Annotated in this window: 24 protein-coding genes and 1 pseudogene; 14 read left to right on the top strand and 11 right to left on the bottom strand. The window is 41.3% G+C overall.

The features are described 5' to 3' along the window. The first annotated feature begins 18 nt into the window (after nt 1-18). From H8S64_RS16640 to H8S64_RS22620, 14 genes and pseudogenes are all read left to right on the top strand, one after another. Nucleotides 19-1,569, top strand: coding sequence for an MATE family efflux transporter (locus tag H8S64_RS16640; RefSeq protein WP_099289806.1), 1,551 nt, complete (start codon nt 19-21; stop codon nt 1,567-1,569). 394 nt (nt 1,570-1,963) lie between these two features. Continuing rightward, nucleotides 1,964-2,113, top strand: a pseudogene (locus H8S64_RS22920) (DapH/DapD/GlmU-related protein); the annotation flags it as partial. Nucleotides 2,114-2,156: 43 nt separating this feature from the next. Further along, nucleotides 2,157-3,350, top strand: a complete 1,194-nt coding sequence (locus tag H8S64_RS16630; protein WP_099289807.1) for an O-antigen ligase family protein — start codon at nt 2,157-2,159, stop codon at nt 3,348-3,350. Nucleotides 3,351-3,528: 178 nt separating this feature from the next. After that, nucleotides 3,529-4,623 carry a glycosyltransferase family 4 protein gene (locus H8S64_RS16625; protein WP_186977535.1) on the top strand — a complete coding sequence of 365 codons (1,095 nt, stop codon included), beginning with the start codon at nt 3,529-3,531 and terminating at the stop codon, nt 4,621-4,623. A 2-nt stretch (nt 4,624-4,625) separates the two neighbouring features. Beyond that, nucleotides 4,626-5,438 carry a hypothetical protein gene (locus tag H8S64_RS16620; RefSeq protein ID WP_141560851.1) on the top strand — a complete coding sequence of 271 codons (813 nt, stop codon included), beginning with the start codon at nt 4,626-4,628 and terminating at the stop codon, nt 5,436-5,438. Beyond that, on the top strand, nt 5,435-6,460 hold the full coding sequence (locus tag H8S64_RS16615; protein ID WP_099289810.1) for a CapA family protein: 1,026 nt from the start codon (nt 5,435-5,437) through the stop codon (nt 6,458-6,460). The genes H8S64_RS16620 and H8S64_RS16615 overlap by 4 nt, the downstream gene beginning before the upstream one ends. Before the next feature lie 5 nt (nt 6,461-6,465). Next, entirely contained in the window at nt 6,466-7,755 is a 1,290-nt protein-coding gene (locus tag H8S64_RS16610; protein ID WP_186977534.1) for a phenylacetate--CoA ligase family protein, read from the top strand. 11 nt (nt 7,756-7,766) lie between these two features. Beyond that, nucleotides 7,767-8,519 (top strand): glycosyltransferase family 2 protein, encoded by a 753-nt coding sequence (locus tag H8S64_RS16605; protein ID WP_255469577.1) that lies wholly within the window; start codon nt 7,767-7,769, stop codon nt 8,517-8,519. A 46-nt stretch (nt 8,520-8,565) separates the two neighbouring features. Further along, entirely contained in the window at nt 8,566-9,174 is a 609-nt protein-coding gene (locus tag H8S64_RS16600; RefSeq protein ID WP_186977532.1) for a sugar transferase, read from the top strand. 4 nt (nt 9,175-9,178) lie between these two features. Then, entirely contained in the window at nt 9,179-10,339 is a 1,161-nt protein-coding gene (locus tag H8S64_RS16595) for a DegT/DnrJ/EryC1/StrS family aminotransferase (protein WP_186977530.1), read from the top strand. A 118-nt stretch (nt 10,340-10,457) separates the two neighbouring features. After that, nucleotides 10,458-10,736 carry a hypothetical protein gene (locus H8S64_RS16590; RefSeq protein ID WP_186977528.1) on the top strand — a complete coding sequence of 93 codons (279 nt, stop codon included), beginning with the start codon at nt 10,458-10,460 and terminating at the stop codon, nt 10,734-10,736. Continuing rightward, nucleotides 10,666-11,073, top strand: coding sequence for an RteC domain-containing protein (locus tag H8S64_RS16585; RefSeq protein ID WP_186977526.1), 408 nt, complete (start codon nt 10,666-10,668; stop codon nt 11,071-11,073). The genes H8S64_RS16590 and H8S64_RS16585 overlap by 71 nt, the downstream gene beginning before the upstream one ends. Nucleotides 11,074-11,226: 153 nt before the next feature. Continuing rightward, nucleotides 11,227-11,859: a hypothetical protein gene (locus H8S64_RS16580; RefSeq protein WP_186977524.1), complete on the top strand. Its 633-nt coding sequence runs from the start codon at nt 11,227-11,229 to the stop codon at nt 11,857-11,859. A gap of 136 nt (nt 11,860-11,995) precedes the next feature. Beyond that, the gene (locus H8S64_RS22620; RefSeq protein WP_255301816.1) at nt 11,996-12,127 is read left to right on the top strand and encodes a hypothetical protein; all 132 of its coding nucleotides are present in this window, start codon (nt 11,996-11,998) and stop codon (nt 12,125-12,127) included. Nucleotides 12,128-12,178: 51 nt separating this feature from the next. Here H8S64_RS22620 and H8S64_RS16575 read toward each other — a convergent pair whose 3' ends face one another. From H8S64_RS16575 to kdd, 11 genes are all read right to left on the bottom strand, one after another. Next, on the bottom strand, nt 12,179-13,171 hold the full coding sequence (locus H8S64_RS16575; protein WP_099289817.1) for an electron transfer flavoprotein subunit alpha/FixB family protein: 993 nt from the start codon (nt 13,169-13,171) through the stop codon (nt 12,179-12,181). Between the two features lie 122 nt (nt 13,172-13,293). Next, entirely contained in the window at nt 13,294-14,076 is a 783-nt protein-coding gene (locus H8S64_RS16570) for an electron transfer flavoprotein subunit beta/FixA family protein (RefSeq protein ID WP_099289818.1), read from the bottom strand. A 12-nt stretch (nt 14,077-14,088) separates the two neighbouring features. Beyond that, nucleotides 14,089-15,228 (bottom strand): acyl-CoA dehydrogenase, encoded by a 1,140-nt coding sequence (locus H8S64_RS16565; RefSeq protein ID WP_099289819.1) that lies wholly within the window; start codon nt 15,226-15,228, stop codon nt 14,089-14,091. A gap of 47 nt (nt 15,229-15,275) precedes the next feature. Then, nucleotides 15,276-16,478, bottom strand: coding sequence for an acetyl-CoA C-acetyltransferase (locus H8S64_RS16560; protein ID WP_222621203.1), 1,203 nt, complete (start codon nt 16,476-16,478; stop codon nt 15,276-15,278). Further along, on the bottom strand, nt 16,478-17,137 hold the full coding sequence (locus H8S64_RS16555) for a 3-oxoacid CoA-transferase subunit B (protein WP_099289821.1): 660 nt from the start codon (nt 17,135-17,137) through the stop codon (nt 16,478-16,480). Before H8S64_RS16555 ends, H8S64_RS16560 begins: the two co-directional genes overlap by 1 nt. A gap of 82 nt (nt 17,138-17,219) precedes the next feature. Continuing rightward, a complete protein-coding gene (gene kamE, locus H8S64_RS16550; RefSeq protein ID WP_186977522.1) occupies nt 17,220-18,008 on the bottom strand; it encodes a lysine 5,6-aminomutase subunit beta in 789 nt (262 codons plus the stop codon). Nucleotides 18,009-18,151: 143 nt separating this feature from the next. Further along, a complete protein-coding gene (gene kamD / locus H8S64_RS16545) occupies nt 18,152-19,708 on the bottom strand; it encodes a lysine 5,6-aminomutase subunit alpha (RefSeq protein ID WP_099289823.1) in 1,557 nt (518 codons plus the stop codon). A 12-nt stretch (nt 19,709-19,720) separates the two neighbouring features. Beyond that, the gene (gene kamC / locus H8S64_RS16540) at nt 19,721-21,121 is read right to left on the bottom strand and encodes a lysine 5,6-aminomutase reactivase ATPase KamC (protein ID WP_227217281.1); all 1,401 of its coding nucleotides are present in this window, start codon (nt 21,119-21,121) and stop codon (nt 19,721-19,723) included. Nucleotides 21,122-21,148: 27 nt separating this feature from the next. Further along, complete coding sequence (gene kamB, locus H8S64_RS16535; protein ID WP_292270670.1) at nt 21,149-22,177, bottom strand: lysine 5,6-aminomutase reactivase subunit KamB; 1,029 nt, start codon at nt 22,175-22,177, stop codon at nt 21,149-21,151. Between the two features lie 95 nt (nt 22,178-22,272). Next, nucleotides 22,273-23,517, bottom strand: a complete 1,245-nt coding sequence (kamA, locus tag H8S64_RS16530) for a lysine 2,3-aminomutase (RefSeq protein ID WP_099289824.1) — start codon at nt 23,515-23,517, stop codon at nt 22,273-22,275. 67 nt (nt 23,518-23,584) lie between these two features. Beyond that, nucleotides 23,585-24,622, bottom strand: coding sequence for an L-erythro-3,5-diaminohexanoate dehydrogenase (gene kdd, locus H8S64_RS16525; protein ID WP_099289825.1), 1,038 nt, complete (start codon nt 24,620-24,622; stop codon nt 23,585-23,587). Nucleotides 24,623-24,710 lie beyond the last annotated feature (88 nt).

Below are 24,710 nucleotides of genomic sequence, written 5' to 3'. Positions count from 1 at the left end.
TAAATATTATTATTATTAATGAAGCCTTCTAATGTGGTGATTGTCAATACTGTATTTTTGTATGTGAAAATAGTGTTGACAGCATTTATAACTTTATTTTCAACAAGAATTATTTTAGATGTATTAGGAGTAGAAGATTTTGGTATTTATAATTTGATAGCTGGAAGTGTGGCTATTTTAAGTTTTCTAAATGGGGCAATGATGGTTTCAACACAGAGATATTTGTCTGTATGTTTGGGGAGTAATGATGCCTCAAAATTGTTTAAAATATTTAATACTAGTTTTATACTTCATATTGCAATAGCGTTATTAATATTTTTTGTAATTGAGATATTAGGATTATGGTTGTTTGATGGAATATTGAAATTTGATTTAGAACGATTTGATGTTGCTAAATTGGTTTATCATATTGTTGCGTTTACATTATTTGTGACAATTGTAGGAGTTCCTTATAATGCTGCTATAAATGCAAGGGAGGATATGTGGTTTTTTGCATTAGTTGAAATATTGTTAGTCGTGTTGAAACTATTGGCAGCTTTTTATTTATATTATACACCCTATGATGCCTTGGTTGTTTTTGCTGTTTCTACTTTATTGATAACTTTTGTTGGCTATATAATTAAATGGTGGTGGTGTCAATGGCATTATCAAGAAACAAAAATAGATATAAAAAGGGGTGTTGATTTTAAAATATTAAAAGAGATTCTTGCATTTTGTGGTTGGAATACCTTGGGAGCTGCTGCTCAGGTTGGTCGAAATCAAGGGACAGCTGTTGTCTTGAATGTATTTTGGGGAACTTTGGCTAATGCGGCTTACGGAATAACTAATCAAGTGAACGGATTGTTAGTGTCTTTTTCTCAAACTTTGACTAGTGCTATTGCTCCACAGATAATGAAAAGTAAAGGTAGCGAAAATCAGTCAAGAATGCTTTATTTAGCAATGTTGTCATGTAAGTTTTCCTTTTTTTTATCTTCGTTGTGGGGAGTGATATTATTGTCTGAATTACCTTTAATATTGCGTTTTTGGTTGAAAGAAGTTCCCGTGAATACAATTGAATTTTGTCGTTGGACGATATGGATATTTTTAATAATGCAATTGTATCCGGGGTTAGTGCGGGCATTACAAGCTGATGGTAGAATAAAGTATTATCAGATAGCGATATCGATATTGTTGTTATTGCCTCTTTTGATAGGATGTGGATTATTTGCTTGGGGATTTTCGATTAATAGTATTTTTGGGGTGATGATTTTTGCTCAAGTAATGACATTGTGTGTAACGCTGTATTTTTCAAAAATATACGTGGGATTAATTATAAAAGACTATTTATGGAATGTCGTTTTAAAATCTTGTATGATGTTCTCGGTGAGTCTTTTAGTGGCTTATATTTTTCATTATATAGAAAATGAATGGCTTCGTTTTATTTCTGTTGTGTTGACGGCGTTAATTACTCAATGTTTATTTTTTGGGAAGATTATATTGTCTGGAACAGAGAGAGAAAAGGTATATAGTATAGCATGTAAGTTAATATGTAAAATATTTGGAAATGTTAATGAAAAACGTTTTAGTTAAGATGTTTTCTCTTTTTCAAAAGAGAACTTTAAGGAGAAGGGTTAAGTTGCTCGGGAGTGGGCAAACTTTTAATAGATTTAGTAAGATCATATTGAATGATGGGTCTATGCCTTCAGATATAACTTTAGATTCTCATGTAAATATGTATGGTGTACTTACATCTTGTAATCATGGTAAAATATTTATGGGTGAATACTCGAAAATAGGAGTGAATTCACATATAAATTGCTCTAATATGATTACAATAGGGAAAGATACGGCAATAGCCAGTAATACTGTAATACAGGATAATAATACTCATCCAGTTAATCCAATTGATCGTAGAATTATGAGAAGGACTCCTCATGGATCAGACTTGAGGAGTTGGAAACATGCAGCGAGTGCCCCTATTATTATTGGAGAGAATGTTTGGATTGGGGAACATGTGCGGATTTGTAAAGGGGTAACTATTGGTGATAATGCAATTATTGCAGCTTGTTCTGTTGTAACTAAAGATGTTCCAGCAAATTCTGTGGCAGCTGGAAATCCAGCTAAAATAGTAAAAACTGATATAGATAAGTCTAGTACTTCTGTTTTTAGCCAAAGTAATGAAGATTGATAATTTTTTATTACTTCTATTTTCGTTTTTTTTAGGGCTAGGAGGGGTTTCTTTCTGGGGAAGTGCAAGCTCAGAAGGTGGGTCTGTATTTACTCAACTGTTTTTATTATTATTCATTTGTGTAGCATTTTTTTCTAAAAGAAATAGACTACATACTTTTAGTTATGGCAATTATATTTTTGCTTTGCTGGGAGTATGGTTAATTACTTTCCTTTCAAGTATTTTTCACCAGATTAATCTATTTGATGTGTTTTATCTGGTGTATTTTTTGAAGTATGCGTTGGCTATGTTGACGTTTGTTATATTGTTGATCTATTTTGAAAGGGATGAAAAGTTATTATTTAAATCTTTGTTTTGTTTTTCTTTTGCTTCGGGGCTTGTCGCTTTAGTTTTTCTTTTGAATTTGCTCCCAGGAGCTTTTGATTTTCATAATGGTCGTTTAGCGATAGTTGGGGAAAACGCTAATACAACAGGAGGGCGTTTTGCATTATCATTTATAGTATTATCATCATTTATCATTTTTGATGTTTTTAAGTGGCGGGTTAAGCGATTGGTTTTGATATTTTTCGCATTACCAATATTCTTCATGGTTGTAGCAAGTGGTTCAAGAGGGGCTTTTTTAGCAATGATAATAGTAACGATGATAATGTATTGGTATTCTATTGCTAGTTGGAAAAAAAGAATTCTTGTATTTTCTCCAGTATTATTGATTTCAGTGTTGTTTGTGATTTATTGGATGGGGACAAAGGAAGAGTTTGTAATGGCGGAACGTCTATTAGACGTGGTTAAGTATGGTAGTAATGGTGGACGTGATATGTTGATGGTACAAGCAATGGATATTTTTTCTGATTATCCATTATTTGGGTGTGGAGAACCGTTGTACGTTTTGGAACGTTCTATACGTTTTAATGAACATTTACCAGTCCATAATCTTTTGATTCATACGTTAGTAACAGGAGGAGTTGTTGCTCTTTTGTGTCTAGTCGCGTTTTATGTTTTATTGTTTAAAGATTCTGTTGAAGTATTACAAAAAACACCACTTCCGATGTGTTTGTTTTTGTATATTTTAATGCTAGCGATGAAATCAGGTGGATTCGCAACATTTTTATCGATGTGGTATATTTTTTCAATTGTTGCCGCATTATCAAGATTGATTAAAAAAAATGAATCTATGTCTTTATAGAAAATATTGGATGGAACTCACTTTATCGATTGATGATTATCTGAAAATATGATTATCCGCCGCGCGGAAAAGTGTTTGGTGTGACGATAAGAATTTCGTGTGATTTTTTGAATTATGTTATCTAATGAATGATAATTATTAAAACGAAATTGATACTTGTTTATTATAGGAAATATATATGAATATTTTGTTTTGTTCTAGGATATATGCTAATAAAGATACTGGTTTGTATTGGAGTATCCCTAATCAAGTAAGAGCTCAAGGGAAATGTGATAATGTTTTTTGGTACAATTTGTGGATGGGTGAAACTGAAGAATGGAAAATAACAAATTATTATCATTCGTTACAGGATTATCCGAGCGGACGTCTTAAGGATTTACCTGCTCCTTTTGATACTCCTGATTTAGTTGTATTTGAAACAGTATATATATTTGCTTTTAAAGCAATCGTCTTTGATGTTTGGAAAAAGAAAATACCATATATTATTATCCCTAGAAGTTCTTTGACGGCTCCAGCCCAAAAAATTAAACCTGTGAAAAAATGGATTGGTAATTTGCTTTTCTTTTGGAAATTTACGAGAAAAGCACTTGCAATACAGTATTTGACAGAAAATGAATATAAAGAATCTGGTGATAAGTGGAATAAGAAGCATATTATTATTGGGAATGGGATAACTCCCCCTTCTAACAGAAAAGAATTTTTTTCACGAGAAGGATTAAAAGGTGTATTCATCGGGCGTTTAACTTTGTATCATAAAGGTCTTGATTTGTTGGTTGAGGCATGTAATGAGGTGCAAGATGAACTGCGTAAAGCTAAGTGTTCAATTCATATATATGGTCAAGATAGAGAAGGTGTAGTTGAATATTTAGATAATTATGTGCGTAAAAAACATTTGGATGATATTGTTTTTTATCATTATGGAGCTGTATTTGGAAAAGTGAAAGAAAAGGTATTGTTAGATAATGATTTTTTTATTTTGACGTCACGTTTAGAGGGGCATCCGATGGCGTTAATTGAAGCTTTGTCTTATGGTTTGCCTTGTTTGGTTACGCAAGGTTCTAATATGCGAGAGGAAATTGAGGATGTGGATGCTGGGTGGGGTACCGAAGTGAATGTTGATTGTATTGCGAAAGGATTGTTAAAGATTTTATCTGAAAAAGCCTTGTTAGATTTTAAAAGCAAGAATGCTATTATTTTAGCAGAAAGATATAATTGGGATAGGTTGGCTCTAAAAGCTCATGGTGTGTACGAAATGTTATTAAAGACCAAATGATTATGGCATGGATAAATTATAATCATGTACTTGTAAATAAATCTATTATAAATTCTAATTTGGATTTTGATGAAATGTATCACCTTCTGCATACAGAGAATGTATTCATGGCAAAGTATATAACTGATTTTGACATGAGATCGTCAACAGAATGGTGGTATGTTATTAAAGATGATAAAATAGATTTATCTAAAATGAAATCTAAATATCGTAATGAGATTAATAAAGGATTAAATAATGCAACTACTAGAAAAATAAATCAATGGGAATTTAAGGATGAAATTCATCAGCTATTTATGAAAGTTATGAAAAAACGTAGCCAACATAAAGATAGGAATTTGGAAGATATGTTTATGGATAGATTTGAGGAATCGAATGAATCAATTGAATGGTGGGGTGTATTTCTTAATGATAATAATAAATTGGTAGCTTTTGCGATAGTTGATTCTTATGAAGAGTATGTGGATTTAAGAGAATTTTTCTTTGATTATGATTATTTGAGGTATCATATAAGTAATTCACTTGTCTATGCTTTATGTGTTCATTATTTGAATGAAAAAAATAAACGCTTTATATCTGATGGAGAACGTTCCATAAATCATCCTACAAATATACAAGATTATTTGATAAGGACTTTTGGATTTCGGAAGGCTTATTGTACTTTGCATATTGTTTATAAAAATGCTATAATTAAAAATATTGTTTCCTTTTTGTGGAAAATACGGAAAGCGTTGCTATTTCTTAACAAATTCTCTTTGGGCAAACAAATAAATACATTAATAAGATTAGAAACTATATATAGATCATTTAGATGATTCATTTAGCCGGAGATATTAATTTAACGGATGGTTTTTTTGATACTGGATTCGGAGTTGGAACGAGTCTAATGAAAAGAAATAATCCATATGTACATTTGGATAGAGAAGCTGAAGATGTTTGGGTCGGAAATTTTGAGGGTGTTTGTGCAAGTTCCTCGGATAAAGAAGGAATATATAAACGACAATTTTTGATAGCCCCTCAATATTTAGCTCATATAAAGCATTTTGATTATTATGGCGTGGCAAATAATCATGTGATGCAGCATGGACAAGTTGCCTATAGGGAAATGCTCCGAAATCTTTCTGAATTGGGGTGTGGTATATTTGGAGATAATATTCGAAAAAGTGTAACATTTGAACATCAAAATAAGAAGGTTAGTATACTTGGCTTTTCTGTACGTACAGAAAATTTTTCAAAAGAACCATTATATTGGTATTGTCCGGAATATATAGAAATACAAGAAGAATATCAGAAGATTTCTGATAGTGATTTCAAAATTGTTTATATTCATTGGGGAAATGAATTTATCGACAGACCTTATGAAGAGCAAAAAAGATTTGCCCATTGGTTGGTAGATTTGGGGTTTGATTTGATTGTGGGAATGCATCCGCATTTGTTGCAAGGTTTTGAATGTTATAAAGATAAATATATATTTTATTCCATAGGAAACTTCGTTTTTAATATGGTGTGGGAACCATTGAGATATTCTGTATTGATAAATGTAGATCTGGAAAAAAGTGATCCGTCAATCTCGTATAGTTATATTTATATTGGAGATGATTTTTTCCCAAAGCAAGTTGAAGAATGTCATGTACCTAAAATATATAGGTTTGAATATCTGAATACTTTGTTATGTGATATCGTTGCTAATGAATCTTACTACGACATGGTGTTTCAACGGATGAGAAAATATAGAAGGAACAATTGGAAAAATTTTATTGGCAATATAAGTCATTTTAAATTTAAAGATATACATGCACTTGTGCGTGATTTCATATATAGAAGAATAAAGAAATAGTATTAATGCTACATCGATTAATTTATTATTTAGGGATGCTCAAAAGGAATCCTTCTCTTTTGGAGTATTATAATTTTTTGAAAGAATCTGATTTTTGGTCATTAGAAAAGTTGCAGAAATATCAATTGGAAAAGGCAAAAGTTTTTTTTCAATTTGTGTATGAGCATTCAGTTTTTTATAGAGAATTGTTTGATCAAGTAGGGTTTAATGCACAAAAAATTACGTGTGTTGATGACATAAAAGTATTACCGATTATTGATAAAAATATTCTTCTAAGGGAAAATGAAAGAATACAATCGGATTATCGTTTTAAGAAATTGTTTTTTTCTGAAACTTCAGGTACAACGGGTCAAGTCTTGAAATTTTATAGAAATGAAGAATGGGAATCGGGACATCGGGCTGCAATGTTTAGGGGATATCATTGGTATGGTGTGAAAGTTTGGGAGAAAAATGGTTATTTCTGGGGATATAATATAGATAAAAAGCAAAAGTATAAAGTTGCATTTCTTGATTTTTTGCAGAATCGTTTTAGAATGTTTTCATATGACAAAGAAGAGTTGAAACGTTTTATAAAACGTTTGAGAAGAGCAGCATATTTAGAAGGATATTCTTCTATGATTTATGAAACGGCAAAAATGGTGAATCAGTTACCAGAGAGGAAGAATGATTTCAAGTTAAAAATGGTAAAAGGGACTTCAGAGAAAATTTACGAGAGTTATCAAGAGGAAATTCAAAAAGCATTTGGTCTAAAAATGATTAGTGAATACGGTTCTACTGAATCTGGAATTATAGCATACGAATGTCCGGAAGGAGGACATATGCATATTTGCATGGAAAATGTTATCGTAGAAGAGGTGAATGGTGAAATTGTAGTAACAAATTTATTGTCGTATTCATTTCCAATTATTCGCTATAAGTTAGGTGATTATGTGAAACTTGCGGATAAGACCTTTAGATGTAAATGCGGTAGGGAGCATTCTGTAATATTGGATATTCTTGGGCGTGTTGGTAAATGTGTTAAAGGGTATGTGCAACAATATCCTAGTTTGATGTTTTATTATGTGTTTAAGAATATTGCACTGACTACTAGTATTTCTTTAAATTATCAAGCAATACAAAAGGAGATAGGAAAGGTTGATTTGAGAATAGAACAAAATCAACCGGAATATCAATATATATTGCAGCGAGAATTGGATAAATACTTTAAAAAAGATGTTGATTTCAAGATTGTTTGGGGACAAACATTACATACTTGGAATGGAAAATTACGGGATTTTATTTCAGAATTAGATTGAGAGGTCTTTTTATGGAAGATTTAGTTTCTGTTATAATGCCGTCCTATAATTCTTCTCGTTTTATAGGGGAGTCAATATGGTCTGTGTTGAAGCAAAGTTATGTGACTTGGGAATTATTAATTGTAGATGATTGTTCGCAAGATAATTCGGTAGAGATTATTAATCAATATATTGAGAAAGATTGTAGGATACGATTAATTGCACTGAAGTATAATGTTGGGGCGGCTGCGGCTAGAAATATAGCGCTAGAGAATGCTAGAGGAAGATTTATTGCTTTTTTGGATAGTGATGATGTTTGGCGAGAGAATAAATTGGAGTATCAAGTGAAATACATGTTAGAACATAATATTCCTTTTTCTTTCTCAAGTTATGATATAATGAAAGAAGATGGAGAACGATTAAATAAAATTGTAAAAGTTCCTTCTAAGCTTTCTTATTGTCGTTATTTATGTAATACAATTATAGGCTGTCTAACGGTTGTGATCGATAGAGATGTTGTTGGCGATTTTAGGATGCCTATAATTAGAAGTAGTCATGATATGGCTTTGTGGTTGTTAATAATGAAACGAGGTTTTAAGGCGTATGGATTAAAGGAGTGTCTGGCAACTTATAGACTTGTAGCAACTTCTAATACTTCTAAAAAATGGAAAGCGGCAAAAGACGTATGGAAAGTGTATCGAGATATAGAACATTTGTCTGTTTTTTATTCCATGTATTGTTTTTGTGGATATACATTTAATGCGATATGCAAAAGGGTGTTGTGAAATTGTATTTGCAGTGATGTAATAATGTTGAGTTAATCTTTTTATTATGTTTCTAAAAGAGGTGTTTGACCGTTTCATGGCATTGCTCGGCTTAGGTGTGTTATGGCCTTTTTTATTAGCCGTCGTGATTTTGATACGAGTGAAAATGCCGGATGGTCCGGTGATATTTAAGCAAAAACGGGTAGGTAAGGAGGGATGTTTATTCACGATGTATAAGTTTAGGAGCATGACGGTGAGGCATAGTGGTTCGTCGGTGTCTGTGGCGGGGGAAAGTCGTATAACTCCATTAGGAGCGGTGTTGAGAAAATATAAATTGGATGAATTGCCGGAGTTATGGAATGTGTTGAAAGGAGATATGAGTTTCGTAGGGCCTCGACCGGATGTTCCCGGATACGTGGATTGTCTAACTGGGGAGGAGCGGGAAGTGTTGAAATTGAAACCGGGGATAACGGGACCCGCTAGTTTGAAGTACCGATGTGAGGAAGAGGTGTTAGCTAAGGTAGAAGATCCTCAAAAATATAATGATGAAGTGATTTTTCCGGATAAGGTGAGGATTAATAAAAATTATATTAAGCATTGGAGTTTCGTGTTGGATATGAAAATTATTATTTACACGATTATTAGAAAAGATTTGGAAGAAGAATTTTTGAGATAATAGTATGAAAGATAGAATTTGGCTTTCTCTCGCTCACATGGGTGGACGAGAGCAGGAGTTTATACGTGAGGCATTTGAAACGAATTGGGTGGTACCGCTGGGACCGAACGTGAACGCCTTCGAGAAATCCTTGAGGGATTTTTTAATTGAAAATGGAGAATTGAAAGTTGAAAATGAGGATAAGTGTGTGGTGGCGTTGAGTGCAGGGACAGCGGCGTTGCACCTGGGGTTGATACTTTTAGGTGTGGGAGAGGGGGATGAGGTGATTTGCCAGAGTTTCACGTTTTCGGCATCGGCGAACCCGATCGCTTATCAGGGGGCAACTCCGGTGTTCGTGGATAGTGAGGCGGATACTTGGAATATGGATCCGGTGTTGTTGGAGGAGGCGATAGAGGACAGGTTGAAGAAGACGGGGCGGTTGCCGAAAGCGATTATTCCAGTGCATTTGTACGGGATGCCGGGGAAGATGGATGAGATTTTGGAAGTTGCTGATAGATATAAAATACCCGTGTTGGAGGATTCGGCGGAGGCGTTGGGTTCGGAATACAAGGGACGGAAGTGCGGTACTTTTGGGGAGTATGCGGCGTTGTCGTTTAACGGGAATAAGATTATCACGACTTCGGGCGGTGGGGCATTGGTTTGCCCTTGTGAAGAGCGGGCGAAACGGGCGTTGTTTTACGCCACGCAGGCGAGGGAACAGGCTCCGCATTACCAACACGAGAAGATAGGGTATAATTACCGGATGAGTAATATATGTGCGGGGATAGGTCGGGGGCAGATGTTCGTGTTGGAAGAGCACGTGAGGAGAAGGCGAGAGATACATGATTTGTACGTGAGGTTGCTGGAGGGGGTGAAAGGAGTGAACGTGATGTGTCAGCCGGGGGGTGGAGATTTTAATTCGAATTATTGGTTAACGTGTATCACGGTGGAACCGGAAAAGGCGGGCTTCACACGTGAGGACGTGAGGTTGGCTTTGGATGCGGATAATATAGAGAGCCGCCCGTTGTGGAAGCCGATGCATTTGCAGCCGGTGTTCAAGGATGCGCCTTTTTACGGGAACGGGACAAGCGAGAGGTTATTTGAGGTAGGGTTGTGTCTGCCTTCGGGACCGATGTTGACGGATAAAGATATCGAGAGAGTGGTTGGGGGGATTTTAGATTTATGATTTATGATTTTGGGATTTAGTGATTGCTGACGATTTGATTAATTGATGAAGATAGAGGATACGCCTCGGGAGATGAGTTCCCGGGGCTTTTTTGTTTTATAAATTAAAATATAGAATTATGAGAAATTTAATGAAAGCGAGGTTATTCTCTTGGTTGGAGGATACTCAAGAAGAGATGACAAGGGAAGAGATTGGTTTGATGGTACAGGAGTTCATGGGGGATTTGGAGAGGTGGCTTGACGAGGGACGGGATTACAAGGTGGTTGCCCGTGGGTTGGAGCGGGTACGGGTCCGATTGGCGGTTTCGTGCGAGATGTTCCGGTCTGGTGACGGGATGGAAAAAAAAGAAGATAGTCAGTCGGTGTGCGGTTGCCGTGTTGGAATTGGTGGAACGTGAGATCCAGCTGGTGCGGGAAGGATTGGAGTACCCGGAGTGGTTCGGGGCGAGGTTGAAGGGGGGACCGCTTGCCGTTTGGCGCTCGGGTTCGTTTAAGATGGAGATTGTTGAATTGGCCTTGGGGCTTTTCTTGGCAAAGGTGTTGTGGACACCGGGTGGCAAGTTGATGGAATATGACGAGATTATCAAGTTGATGGAGTCTGTATTGGGAATAGAGTTGCCTAATTACCGGGAATTGAAGCGGGATATATTTAACCGGAAAAAAGAGTTGACGGTGTTCTTGAAGCGGTTGATCGTTTTGATTGAACGGGAAAGAGATGAGAAAGATGGTTTGTAGGGGTAAAAAATAGTGCTGATAAATAGAGCGTTATAAAGTAAGTTACTACACGTGTGCTTCACGTGTAGTAATGAAGTATCGGGGCGGGTGTAATTTTGCATTCAGTAAAATGAGAGAGAATTGAAATTAGTATCCATTTAAAGCGAGAGTATTATGGCAGAAGTAAAAAATTGTTTGGGAATTAGGGGACGGATAGGGGATTATGTTCTGTTCCGGTTGGGGGGCAAGACGTTTTTAAAAAGGAGGGTGAAAGAGAATAAATCCAACACGGAAAAACAACAAGTGATGAGAGCAAGATTTCGGGCGGCAGTGTGTTTTTACCAGCGGTTGAAAGAGATGCCTTTGAAACAGGTGTTGAGTGTGGCGACTAGAGGGAGATGTGTTAGCGGGTATGCTTTGTTCATGAAAATGAATCTGAAAGCTTTTGGGGCAGATGGGAGAATTGCGGACTTCGCGTTGTTACAGTTCACGGTGGGAAAGCGTCAACGGGCTTATAGTTTGGAGGGATGGATTGCTCCGGCGGGGAGGGTGACGTTGGAATGGAGAAACGGGTGGATTAGCGAGTTGAGAGAAGGACAGGATCGATTGGAAGTGGTGGTATTGAAAGAAGAGTGTTCATTTTCTCCGGTGTTGGTGAGCGAAGGTGTTACCCGGAATGATAGAGGAGCGTGTTTTTGGGTGGCGCATAAGCCGGGGCGGAAGGTACACGTCTATTGTTATTTTGTTTCCCCGGACGGGAAAGAGTTGTCGCAGAGTCAATATGTTTGTTTGAAAGAAAGAATATGAAACCGGTGCAAGGTATAGTTAGTGCGGTCAGCGAGTTGATTGGGCGGCTGACCTTCCCGGCGAGGGAGAAGAAGCAGTTGGAAACGGATCTGTTGAAGGTTTTTATTTTTTTACCAGAATATTTTTCACGCTGAGTTTGAATGCATTTTTCACGCAATTGGCGGATAATTTGGTGGCAGGAATTTTGAGCATCGTGGGAGGTGTGATCAGTTCGGTTGTAGTGGCTTGGTGCAAATACCGATGGGAACGGAAGCGTTCCGGAAGGTGAGAAAGGGAGAATGAAAATGGAGCCCGTTACAGGCTCCATTTTTTATCGGTTTTATTTTTTCAGTCTTTCGGTGAGAAGAGGAACGATCTTGCGAACGTCGCCAACGATACCCAAGTCTGCCACGTTGAAGATCGGGGCAAACTTGTCTTTGTTGATGGCGATGATGAAGTCGGATTCTTCCATACCGGCAAGGTGCTGGATGGCTCCGGAAATACCCATAGCGAAGTACAAGTCGGGACGTACGGTTTTACCGGTTTGTCCTACCTGACGTTCGTGACCGAGAACTCCGGCATCAACCATTGCACGGGAAGCGGATACTTCCGCACCGATGGTACCTGCCATTGCACGCAACATATCGAATCCTTCTGCATTACCTACTCCGCGACCTCCGGAGATAAGAACTTTAGCCTCGGTGATGTCGATCAGATTTTTGGATTCTTTCACGGTTTCGATAACACGTACACGGAATTTAGATTTGTCGAAATTGATTTTCACGTCTTCAATGTTGCCTTTCCGGTTCAAGTCACGTTGTGCCATGCGCATTACCCCGGGACGTACGGTTGACATCTGCGGGCGGTGTTCTTTACAAATGATGGTGGCCATGAGGTTTCCCCCGAACGCGGGACGAGTCATTAACAGACCGCCGTCCTCGGCTATTTCCAATCCGGTACAGTCTGCCGTCAATCCGGTTTCAACCCGTGCGGACAGGCGGGGACCCAAGTCACGACCGATCGTGGTGGCTCCGATTAACACGATGCTCGGCTTGTTCTCGATGATGATTTGGTGGATTGCTTGGGCATAAGGTTCCGTCGTGTAGGTTTCGAGTTCCGGTGCGTCTACACGCAACACGGTGTCGGCACCGTAAGCAATACATTCTTGGGCTTGCGTGGAAAGGTTATGACCTAATAGCATGGCATACACTTTCTCGTTCAAGGCATCAGCTAATTCTCTGGCTTTGCTCAACAATTCCAGAGCCACGTTTTGGATAATGCCTTCTCTTTGCTCGATGAAGACATAAACGTTTTTATATTGTGCTTTATCCATCTTTCAATTTTAGATTTTAGATCCTATTAATTTCTTGATTTATGATTTTAGATTCCGATCGCATAAATTCAACGTTTTGTTCAATCGTAAATCATAAATCATAAATCATAAATCCGAAATTTTTAAATAATAAATTTCTCTTTCAACTTGTTGATAATGATATCTGCGGCTTCCGCAGGCTCTACCTCATAGATTTGTCCTGCTGCTTTCACTCCTTTCGTGAATGATTTGAATACACGGGTGGGAGAGCCGTTCAGACCGATCTTTTTCTCGTCAACAGTGATGTTGTCGAAGCCCCAGACTTCTATTTCTTTGTCGTAAGCTTCCACGATTCCTCTCACGGACATATAGCGGGGTTTTACGCCTGATGCCAAGGCGGTTAACACGCACGGGGTGTCAACTTCCACCATTTGGTAACCTTCTTCCGTTGACTTTTTCACGGTAAGGGTTTTATTACCGTCGAAAGTCAGTCTTTCCACGTAGGTTACTTGCGGTAAATCGAGGTGCTCTGCGATTTGCGGTCCTACCTGTGCGGTATCCCCGTCGATTGCCTGACGTCCGGTGATCACCAGATCAAAATCCAAAGTTTTTAAAGCGGCGGCAATGGTATTGGAAGTTGCCAATGTATCGGCTCCACCGAATTTCCGGTCGCTTAACAAGATGGCACGGTCTACCCCCATGGCGTAAGCCTCTCTCAAGATAGCCTCTGCCTGTGGCGGTCCCATGGTAAGAACTGTCACGTGTGCATCGTATTGGTCTTTTAATTGAAGGGCAAATTCAAGTCCTCCTTTATCGTCAGGATTCATGATACTGGGTACCCCGTCTCTGATAAGGGTTCCTGTAACGGGATCCAGTTTGATTTCCGTGGTATCCGGAACTTGTTTAATACAAACAACTATCTTCATTTCAATCTTCTTTTACTTTAATAAATTTGCAGCGATCACCATTCTTTGAACTTCTGATGTTCCCTCGTAGATTTCGGTGATCTTGGCATCTCTCATCATTCTTTCAACCGGGTATTCGCGGGTGTACCCGTATCCCCCGTGGAATTGTACCGCTTTGGTGGTAACTTCCATGGCTGTTTCGGCTGCAAATAATTTACACATGGCAGCATCCGTGGAATAAGCCTCTTTTTGGTCTTTTTTGTAAGCGGCTTGTCTTACCAGTAAACGGGATGCTTCAATTTTGGTCTGCAGGTCTGCCAGTTGGAATTGTGTATTCTGGAACTGACCGATGGCTTTTCCGAATTGTTTCCGTTCTTTCACGTATTTCACGGTTTCGTCCATAGCACCTTGCGCGATACCTAATGCCTGAGAAGCGATACCGATACGTCCGCCATCAAGTGTTTTCATGGCGATACCGAATCCTTTACCTTCTTGTCCTAACAGGTTTTCAGCCGGAACGATGCAGTTTTCCATGATCAATTCGCAGGTTGCAGAACCGCGGATACCCAATTTTTTCTCTTTTTTACCCACGGAGAATCCCGGGAAATCTTTTTCCACGATAAACGCGGAGATTCCTCTGGTACCCTTGGATTTGTCGGTCATAGCCATGATGATGTACACGTGAGCGTAACCGGCGTTGGTAATGAATATCTTGGAGCCGTTAAGCACGTAATGATCTCCCTCTTTCACGGCAATGGTCTGTTGTGCGGATGCGTCCGTACCGGCGTTCGGTTCGGTTAACCCGAATGCTCCGATCCATTCCCCGGAAGTTAGTTTGGGAAGATATTTGGCTCTTTGCTCGTTGGTTCCGTGTTCCATAATCGGGGCGCAGCACAATGACGTGTGTGCGGACACGATTACTCCCGTGGTGGCGCATACGCGGGACAATTCCTCTACTGCCATCGTGTAGAGTATGTTACTGCCTCCGGCTCCGCCGTATTCCACCGGGAATGGAATACCCATGATACCCAATTTCGCCATTTTTTCAACGGTTTCTATGGGGAATCTTTCTGATTCGTCCACTTCTGCCGCCAAGGGTTTTACCTCTTTTTCCGCGAACTCTCTTATCATTTGTAAGAAGAGTTGCTCTTTTTTTGATAGACTGAAATCCATTATTATTAATGTTTTTTTAGTTGAACGAAGCTAGTTGTAATTCTAAATCAGCATTTTTTTAGAATCAATGCCGTCCCCATGCCACCCCCTATACAGAGAGAGGCAAGCCCTACTTTAGCTTCACTGTTTAGCATTTCATATACAAGTGATACGATGATACGATTGCCGGATGCTCCGATGGGGTGCCCCAGAGCAATGGCACCACCGTTGACGTTTGTACGTTCGTTTATCCATTCTCTCGTTACGCCGTGTTGTGCCATCAACTCGTGAATTACTCCCAGTGATTGTGCCGCAAATGCCTCGTTTAGTTCAATCACGTCGATGTCGGATAATTTTATTCCGGCATTCTTCAACGCGTTGGCGATTGCGGGCACGGGTCCCATGCCCATGATAGCAGGAGCCACACCACCCTGTCCGACACCGATGATCTCGCATAGAGGAGTCAGGTTGTTTTGTTTAACAGCCTCTTCCGAAGCGATCATCACGAAGGATGCACCGTCGTTGATTCCGGACGCGTTACCGGCTGTGACGGAGCCCTCTTTTTTGAAAGCGGGGCGTAAAGTCGATAATTTTTCCAGAGATGTCTTTCTGTTGGGAAATTCGTCCGTGTCGAATTGTAAAGTCTCTTTTTTGACTTTATACTCGATAGGCACAATTTCAGCTTTGAAGTTACCGTTATCGATAGCAGCTATAGCACGCTTCTGCGATTCCATGGCAAATTCATCCTGTTCTTCGCGGCTGATAGAATATTTTTCCGCTATATTCTCTGCCGTTATTCCCATGTGGTATCCTTCGAAAGCATCCGTGAGGCCATCGAATACCATGTGGTCGATAACGGTTACATCTCCCATGCGATGTCCGTCACGGACATGCCCGGGGAGAATATATCCCGCTTTGGACATGGATTCGGTACCTCCCGCGATGATCAGATTCGCCAATCCCGCTTTGATAGCGCTTACACCGTTTAACACGGCTTTCATTCCGCTACCGCATATCATGTTGATACCATAGGCCGGTACTTCCTGAGGGATTCCCCCTTTGATAGATGCCTGACGGGCTACACCTTGACCCTGTCCGGCGGATAGTACGTTACCCACGATTACTTCATCGATATTTGCAGGGTTTACTCCGGTTTCCGCGATTATATTTTTGATTACCGCTGCACCGAGGTCTGCTGCTGATAATGAAAGAGTACTTCCTAAAAATTTGCCGATCGCTGTTCTTTTTGCTGCTACGATATATGTCTTCATTATTGAGGCATGGGTTTTAAGTTTTTAGAAACGATTAATTCACAGCCTGTTGCTGCTTTGATGTCATCTAATGTAAATTCACTGTTCAATTCTACCAGTTCGATTCCTGCCGGGGTTACGTTCATCACGCCCATCTCGGTGATGATCATGTCAACTTCGCCCGCGGCGGTCAACGGTAGGGTACATTCTTTTAGTATTTTGTGATTTCCTTTTGCCGTGTGTTCCATGGCAAGGATTACTTTTTTAGCGCCTACCAGAAGGTCCATGGCTCCACCCATACCCGGTGCTTTTTTGCCGGGGATAATCCAGTTTGCCAAGTTTCCTTTCTCGTCTACCTGTAAAGCACCAAGGATAGTTACATCCACGTGTCCGCCCCGGATGATGCCGAAAGAAGTGGCGCTGTCAAAGCTACAAGCTCCGTCTACAGCCGTGATGTATCCACCACCGGCATCCGTCAATTCCGGATTTTCTTTTCCTGCTTCCGGTTTCGGTCCCATGCCTAACAATCCGTTTTCGGATTGCAGCACCACGTGTACGTCACTTTGCAAGTAATTAGGAACCATTGTCGGTAATCCGATACCCAAGTTTACCACGTCGCCGTCTTTTAATTCGAGAGCTACCCGTTTGGCGATAACTTCTCTTACTTGATCTTTATCCATAACCGTTTTAATTTTTGATTTCAGATTTCGGATTTTAGATTAATGGTAATCATAAATCGTAAATCTCAAATCGTAAATGTAATTATTTATTTTTTCTTCTAACAAATTCCTGTGCGATAAATGAAGCCACGTCATCGGCATAGGTATTCATACCGAATCCGGCATCATAACCCAGTTCTTTCGCTAATTCGTGGGAGATACGGGGTCCCCCGCAAGCCAAGATTACCTTGTCCCGCAAGCCTTCCGCTTCGAGCATTTCCACGAGTTCAATCAAGTTTTGGATGTGAACGTCTTTTTGCGTAACGGTTTGTGAAACCAGAAGAGCGTCCGCTTTCAACTCGATAGCCTTGGCGATAAACTCTTCGTTGGGTACTTGACTTCCCAAGTTGTGAGCCTCTACCATCTCGTACCGTTCCAAGCCGTAGTGTCCGGCGAAACCTTTCATGTTCATGACGGCGTCGATTCCCACGGTATGGGCGTCGGTTCCGGTACTGGCACCCACGACAATCAACGGGCGTCCGATGTTTTCACGGATAAATTCGTCCGTTTCGTGCATATCCCATTTCGTCCCTTCCACTTTAGGCACGTGAATATTCGTGAAGTCCACAGTGTGCGTGCAACTTCCGTAGCAGTTGAAGAAGGTGAATCCTTCGGTCAATTCCTTGTGGAATACGACTTGCGGGTTCTCGAATCCCATTTTCTTCAATAATTGTTTAGCGGCTTCGATAGCCTCATCCCCGGCAGGTACGGGTAACGTGAAACTCAATTGAGTTTTTCCGTCGTTCATCGTGTCGCCGTAGGGTTTTATTTTTTTCAGATCCAGTGTCTGGTCAAAATCATTTTTATCGGTAGAATATAATCCTCCACTCATAATTAATTGAAAATTGAAAATGCAAAATTGAAAGTTATCAATTGCATAATTGGTTAAATTTTATTTTATTCACTCTTTTGAAAACTTGAAATTAAAAATGATAGTCATAGGACATCTCATTTTCAATTTTCAATTCTCAATTTTCAATTGTTATTAAGCATTAGCTCAATAAACGGGTTATAGTAATTGGCACCCTTGGCGGCAACTCCGTCAAGTCCTTTACCACCATTCTTCGGGCGTTTCACGTCACCGAAGATACCTTTTTCCAGCGCAGTGAAAAGTCCTTCACGCTCGATGTTTTCGAGTAGAGCGATCGCGTTGTCCAATACTTCTTTGGCACGACTCTGGATGATACCGTCCTTTTTAAATTCTACCTCGTCGCCGATGTTTTTCATGTTACTGAAAATGTATTTGGCATTCTCGATAGAGAGGTAACGGTCGGACATGAAAGGTGTGTGGATTGCTTCTGTCGGCATTCCCAACAATTGGATACCTTGTGAAGTCCATATTCCGATCATGTTGAAGAGTGCATCCTGTATGTGTCCGCGGAAGATATTTCCCGTCATGAACTTGGTTGGAGGCATATATTTTAACGTGGCTTTCGGGAAAATTTCACGAGTCATTTGTGCTTGGGAAAGCTCCAGCAGGAATCCGTTTTCCAGTGACGGGTCCATCTCAAAAGCGTGTCCCAATCCCATTTGTTCTTCTTTCAGTCCCGCGAGTAAAGCCAATTGTTCGTTGATAAGGTCAGAAGCCAGCACGGTATGCGCTTGCTCCACGGCATCGGCGGTAGTCAGATAGTTGTCCTCACCCGTGTTGATGATCACTCCGGCAAACCCGTTGATTACACGTGACATGAACTGGTCAACCAGCGTGCGTTGCATGTTGATGTCGCGGAAAAGAATCCCGTAAAGAGCATCATTCAACATCACGTCCAAGCCTTCCAAGGCTCCCATGGCGGCAATTTCCGGCATACATAACCCGGAACAGTAGTTGCACAAGCGGATGTAGCGTCCGACTTCTTCGCCCACTTCGTCCAGTGCTTTACGCATGATGCGGAAGTTTTCCTGTGTCGCGAAAGTTCCCCCGAATCCTTCTGTTGTTGCTCCATAAGGCACGTAATCCAACAAACTCTGCCCTGTTGTACGGATTACGGCGATAACGTCAGCACCCTGCCGTGCGGCTGCTTGAGCTTGTACCACGTCTTCGTAGATATTTCCGGTAGCGACGATCACGTACAGGTAAGGTTTCGGGCCTTCGCCTATCGTTTTCAGGTAATGTTCTTTTTTCGCCCGCCGGTCACTGATACGCTTGATACTTGCATCCACGTATGGTTTCAAGGCCGCTTTGATTTTCTCCATCGAGTGAACGGGTAACGTGGTCATATCCAGCTGTCCCTCCGCGACTTTCTCTGCTATTTGTTGCGGGTTCATTCCGGTTTCCACGATGGTGTTCCCGAGGAAAAAGAGAATACCTTGTCCCAATACTCCTTTGTCTTTGATCTCGTCTACCAACACGTTGGGGAGCGGTACCGTGTTGGCGTCCACGCCATCGATGCCGAGTAAACGGCATAAAGTACGCTCAACGGCAACGGTCGAGTACTGATCCACGAATTTCTGTACGTCGTCGGCTATCTTTCGTGACACTTCTTTTGCGTGTGCCACTTTGTTGAAATCTAACCCTAATTTACTGTTCTGCATATTTTTGTTCTGTTATAAATTCTGTTCCAAATAGTTCTCCGCTTTGTCCAACAATTCCTCGTCTACACCCAGAATACGGGCAATTCTCATCGCTTCATGCGGCACGGAGTCTTGAGTCTCCTCGATTAGCGAATAATCGATAAACTCGTTTATGTTATTGATGGTCAACCGACCGTCTGTTTTGTCTTTAATAAATCCTTTTACCCGCATCTTTTTGCATCCGGCTTTGATGCCGCTGTAATGTGAGGTAATGAGGGAACGGACACCTTTACCCGTGAGAAAGTCGAGCACCGCGTTGACGATGGCCTTTCCTTCCGTGGGATTGGTTGTTCTTGCCAGTTCATCAATCAAGATAAGAGCGTTTTTCCCTGCTTTTACATCTTGAATGATGGTATTGAGCCTTAGCATCTCCGAGGCAAATGAAGAGAGGCCGCTAAGTTCCGATTGCTCGTCACCGATGCACAAAAGAACTTCGTCTACCAAAGCGATTTCAGCGTGTTCTGCCGGAACGTAGAAACCGAATTGGAATAAGGTTTGTGCCAGAGCCACGGTTTTGAGGATGACACTTTTACCTGCCATGTTTGCCCCGGTAATCAAGCATGCCCCGGGGGCGATGTCAATGTCGATAGCTTGAAATTTCTTACCTTCCGTCTTCAGGACTTCTTTTACCTGCGGGTTGAAGATGTTTTTGTAACGGGTGACTGTTTCCGAAATCTCCGGTTTACACAATTGCATCTCGATGGCCTGCTTTGCTTTGGCGAGCAAGATGTCAAGCGTGGCAATATTGGCGAGCGCTTCGTTGATTTCAAGTTTATACGGGTGTATTCGTGCGGACAATTTTTCCCGGATGCGGTCTTCCAGCACGGTATGCTCGAATTGTAACTGCTCCAGCACCTTGCTGTCGGTTCGCTCGTTCATTTTTAGCGTTTTTATTTTTACCCGCAAGGCTGCCAGTTCTTCGGAATAAGCATCATAAACGTAAAAATGAGGTATACGCATTCTTTCCGGGTCCAGCGTGTTGACTACCGGTTCCAAGTCCGGAAGTGATACCACGTCGATACGGGCGGCAATGAGCAGTTGCCGGATATCCATAACGAGTAAAGAGAATGCCTTTAATTCAAACAGTTCAATGTCGTCCAATGCTTGTGCTTCTGTTATCCGGTTTGCTGTACCCCGGATATCTTTCACTTGCATGAGCTTTACATTGATCTTGGTAATGGTGTCCGTCAACAAGGAATCACGCGAGATGTTGATTGTCGCTTCCGTTTTATCCAATTCGGCGATAATCTCTTCCCTCGTGTGTAAGTACGGTAGTGTGTTCAATACACGTTTTGCCAGACCGGATTGAATTTCCAGTTTGTCGATCATGTATCTGAACCCGTTTACTTCTTCTATTGCGCCGCGTAAAAACACCTTAATTCAATTTTAGATTTAATGATTTTAGATTTTAGATTGAGAATTATTTTCAATCCTTTTCACATCGTATACCGGGATGCCCAAGCTCGTTTGCATGGCGACCCGTAGTTCGTCCGAATCCAGACAATATCCATCCGGTGATTGGGGATTTATACAGACTGCCAGTAGTTTACTTTTTTGCAAAACCTGTATGGTACCGCCTTTTTTCACGAAGGCGTAATAGGTTTCCATGGAAGCGAACATTTTCGTGAAATCCCGCATGATTAGAGTGATTTCCCGGATTTGTTTTTGCTGCCGCAGGAATTGCAATAATTTGTCACTTATGGCGCCTGCCACGTATAACGTGTTCCCGTGCTTGAAAATATCGTCTTTTTTATTTTCAAGCATAAACACGGAGGGGATGTCTAAATCGTAGATGTTCCCTTCGTCATCTATCGACCACACACCTTGCTCGATTGCCATCAGCTTCCGCACGATGTCGGGTGCTGCTTCATTCAGGCAGATGAGGTCGTAAACGTATTTTGTTTTTCTTACCAGTTGAGGAATATTACAGGATAAAGCTGCTCCCGTGGCAAGTACCATCGCTTCAGTCACTGCCGGAGAGCTTAGACTGAGGCGGGAGAGAGCCCCGTCCACGATTGTCGTGTCGACATCCCAACGCTTCATATCATGAATCAAGGTACGCAGCGAACCCGTGTCAGCGGGTCCGGATAGCAACACTTTTCCCGACGAAACGGCTCTGGCGGTAACCAAGCGTCCCAAAGAGGTTTGTTGTGTGCTGACATCCATGATTTCTGCCACCAGCCTTTTGTCTCGGTAGTGCATCTCGGACGTGATGAATATCATATCCTCGAATACCTCTATTTCCGGTTTGGGCGTTTGGCAGACCTGATCTCTGCTTTCCCCGTCAATGCCTATGGAGGTGAGGGCAAAACGCTTCCCCGTATTCTTCACTCGCCGAAGAATGTAGTTCAAGCATTCTGTCTTACCGGCGTTTTTTGCCAGTCCCACGATTGCAATACTGTTGTATTTTAATATTTCCTCGATAAACACGGTTTCAATTTTAGATTTTAGATTTTAAATTTTAAATTTTAAATTTATTATTCCGTGAAGAATTTAAAATCTAAAATTTAAAATCTAAAATTAGTTTATTCGTGGTGATTTCTCTCGTTACGTGCCAAATGTTTCGGCTCGATAGAGAGGGCATCACCATTTAACAGGGCGGCTACCCCTTCTTTGCGAGCTTTTTCGCATTCCGGGCAGTGGCACTCTTCTTCGTATCTTTCCGGTTCCGTGTAAGTGGTAATAACACCCTCGTAGTTTCTCAACACGATGCGTTTGGGTGATTGAGAAAGGATATACGTCGGCATTACCGGGGTTTTACCTCCTCCTCCGGGAGCGTCAACCACGAACGTGGGAACGGCATATCCGGAAGTATGTCCCCGCAAGTTCTCGATGATCTCGATACCTTTGGATACGGGAGTACGGAAGTGTTCGATACCCATGGAAAGGTCACATTGGTAGATATAGTACGGGCGAACACGCATTTTCACCAATTCGTGCATCAATTTCTTCATCACGTAAGTGCAGTCATTGATACCTCTCAGTAACACTGTCTGGTTGCCTAGAGGGATTCCGGCGTCAGCCAAGCGGGCGCATGCTGCCTTTGACTCTTCCGTAACCTCGTTCGGGTGATTGAAATGAGTGTTCAACCAGATCGGGTGATATTTCTTCAGCATGTTTACCAGTTCCGGGGTAATACGTTGCGGTAATACAACCGGGGTACGGCTTCCGATACGGATAATCTCCACGTGCGGGATAGCTCTCAATTTGCTGATGATGTATTCCAAACGGTCGTCGCTAACCAACAGGGCGTCACCTCCGGAAAGCAATACGTCGCGTACTTGCGGGGTTTTCGCGATGTAATCGATACATCTGTCGATGCGCTCGGTCGGGGATGCACAGTCATGTTGTCCCGCGAAGCGTCTGCGGGTGCAGTGACGGCAATACATGGAGCATTGGTCGGTAATCAGGAATAATACCCGGTCCGGATAACGGTGTGTCAATCCCGGGACAGGAGAATCGCTATCCTCGTGTAACGGATCTTCCAGATCGGCTGCTGATTTGTGCAATTCGAGAGCCGAGGGTACGGATTGTTTCCGTATCGGGCAATGCGGATTGTTCTTGTCAATCAAGCTCAAATAGTAAGGGGTAATCGCCATTCTCAGCGTCTTTAAAGACTCGCGTATACCATCCTCTTCTTCTTTGGTTAACTCGATGTATTTCTTTAATTGATCGAGTGTTTCAATTCTGTTTTTCACTTGCCATTTCCAATCGTTCCATTGTTCGTCGGTAACTTCCGGGAAAAACTCTTTTCGTCTGCTTTCTGACATCACTTTATTTATTTTAGATTTTAGATTTTAGATTTTAGATTCCAGCCGCACAAGACTGGCACTTTATTTATTTTACATACAGTTTTTCAAATAACTCGCGAATTTCTGCGGACTCCCGGATAATATTCAGGGTTAGTTCCGCATGTCCTTTCGCGTATCCGTTTCCTACGATTAAATTTATATCTTTTCCTACTCCCTCGGCTCCCAACGCCGCTTTCGTGAAGCTGGTCGCCATAGAGAAGAAGTAAACACATCCTTGTCCTTTGGTGACTAGAATAGAGGTCATTTCTGTCGAGGGCACGTTCACGTTGTTGATTGTCACCTCGCAACCTCTTTCGCCCGCTATGGCGGTCACTTTCTTATACACGTCCATCACTTTTGTCGCATCGGCTACAATCACGTGAGTGGCGAGATTCATTTCTTTTATTCTTCGGGCGTTCTCTTCCGAGTATTCCACCACGATGACCTTTCCGTAAGGTCCCACGTTTTTCATTGCCTGATAGCAGCAAAGTACTCCCGACTTGCCGCCTCCCCCGATGATACATACCGTATCACCTTCTTTTACCAGACGAGCCACTTGAGCCGGGGCTCCTGCCACGTCCAACACGGCTAATGCCAGTTTTTCCGGTATATCGTCAGGCAGTACGGCGTACAAGCCGCTTTCGAAAAGAATGGCTTGCGCTTCCACGTCGACCTGATCCGATGCCGGGTCAAGATTCTTGATTTTATTAATTTTCAATGGGGTAAGGGAAAGAGAAACCAACGTGGCGATTTTGTCGCCCACTCTTAATGATTTATCCGGGAATGCCGGACCTATTTCGTTTACCGTACCGATTAACATTCCCCCCGAACCGGTCACCGGGTTTTGCATCTTGCCCCGTTCTTCCACGATGGAAAGAATCATTTCTTTCATTTTTGACGCATCCTTTCCGCAAGCACCTTTGATCTGCGTGTAACTGGCAGAGTCTATATTCAGTGTTTGCACGTCTATCAACAACTCGTTGTCATAAATGCTCATCGTGTTATCCAGCTTTTGTGCCGGTTGAGGAAGTGTTCCTTCCGGGATAATTACCCTGTGTGTACCGTATCTACAACCCTTGTCCATCGAATAATTTTAGATTTATGATTTTAGATTTCAGATTATGATTTACGATTGATAATTACCGTGAAAGCAATCATAAATCGTAAATCAT

It is taken from the genome of Butyricimonas hominis, from assembly GCF_014287455.1.
GTDB classification, from domain to species: Bacteria; Bacteroidota; Bacteroidia; order Bacteroidales; family Marinifilaceae; genus Butyricimonas; species Butyricimonas muris.
This window is presented reverse-complemented; position numbering and strand designations above follow the sequence as displayed.

What these genes read in the sequence shown, in the direction of transcription:
- H8S64_RS16640 (WP_099289806.1), top strand. Translation starts at nt 19, where the DNA reads ATGAAGCCTTCTAATGTGGTGATTGTCAATACTGTATTTTTGTATGTG.
- H8S64_RS16630 (WP_099289807.1), top strand. Translation starts at nt 2,157, where the DNA reads ATGAAGATTGATAATTTTTTATTACTTCTATTTTCGTTTTTTTTAGGG.
- H8S64_RS16625 (WP_186977535.1), top strand. Translation starts at nt 3,529, where the DNA reads ATGAATATTTTGTTTTGTTCTAGGATATATGCTAATAAAGATACTGGT.
- H8S64_RS16620 (WP_141560851.1), top strand. Translation starts at nt 4,626, where the DNA reads ATGGCATGGATAAATTATAATCATGTACTTGTAAATAAATCTATTATA.
- H8S64_RS16615 (WP_099289810.1), top strand. Translation starts at nt 5,435, where the DNA reads ATGATTCATTTAGCCGGAGATATTAATTTAACGGATGGTTTTTTTGAT.
- H8S64_RS16610 (WP_186977534.1), top strand. Translation starts at nt 6,466, where the DNA reads ATGCTACATCGATTAATTTATTATTTAGGGATGCTCAAAAGGAATCCT.
- H8S64_RS16605 (WP_255469577.1), top strand. Translation starts at nt 7,767, where the DNA reads ATGGAAGATTTAGTTTCTGTTATAATGCCGTCCTATAATTCTTCTCGT.
- H8S64_RS16600 (WP_186977532.1), top strand. Translation starts at nt 8,566, where the DNA reads ATGTTTCTAAAAGAGGTGTTTGACCGTTTCATGGCATTGCTCGGCTTA.
- H8S64_RS16595 (WP_186977530.1), top strand. Translation starts at nt 9,179, where the DNA reads ATGAAAGATAGAATTTGGCTTTCTCTCGCTCACATGGGTGGACGAGAG.
- H8S64_RS16590 (WP_186977528.1), top strand. Translation starts at nt 10,458, where the DNA reads ATGAGAAATTTAATGAAAGCGAGGTTATTCTCTTGGTTGGAGGATACT.
- H8S64_RS16580 (WP_186977524.1), top strand. Translation starts at nt 11,227, where the DNA reads ATGGCAGAAGTAAAAAATTGTTTGGGAATTAGGGGACGGATAGGGGAT.
- H8S64_RS16575 (WP_099289817.1), bottom strand. Translation starts at nt 13,171, where the DNA reads ATGGATAAAGCACAATATAAAAACGTTTATGTCTTCATCGAGCAAAGA.
- H8S64_RS16570 (WP_099289818.1), bottom strand. Translation starts at nt 14,076, where the DNA reads ATGAAGATAGTTGTTTGTATTAAACAAGTTCCGGATACCACGGAAATC.
- H8S64_RS16565 (WP_099289819.1), bottom strand. Translation starts at nt 15,228, where the DNA reads ATGGATTTCAGTCTATCAAAAAAAGAGCAACTCTTCTTACAAATGATA.
- H8S64_RS16560 (WP_222621203.1), bottom strand. Translation starts at nt 16,478, where the DNA reads ATGAAGACATATATCGTAGCAGCAAAAAGAACAGCGATCGGCAAATTT.
- H8S64_RS16555 (WP_099289821.1), bottom strand. Translation starts at nt 17,137, where the DNA reads ATGGATAAAGATCAAGTAAGAGAAGTTATCGCCAAACGGGTAGCTCTC.
- kamE (WP_186977522.1), bottom strand. Translation starts at nt 18,008, where the DNA reads ATGAGTGGAGGATTATATTCTACCGATAAAAATGATTTTGACCAGACA.
- kamD (WP_099289823.1), bottom strand. Translation starts at nt 19,708, where the DNA reads ATGCAGAACAGTAAATTAGGGTTAGATTTCAACAAAGTGGCACACGCA.
- kamA (WP_099289824.1), bottom strand. Translation starts at nt 23,517, where the DNA reads ATGTCAGAAAGCAGACGAAAAGAGTTTTTCCCGGAAGTTACCGACGAA.
- kdd (WP_099289825.1), bottom strand. Translation starts at nt 24,622, where the DNA reads ATGGACAAGGGTTGTAGATACGGTACACACAGGGTAATTATCCCGGAA.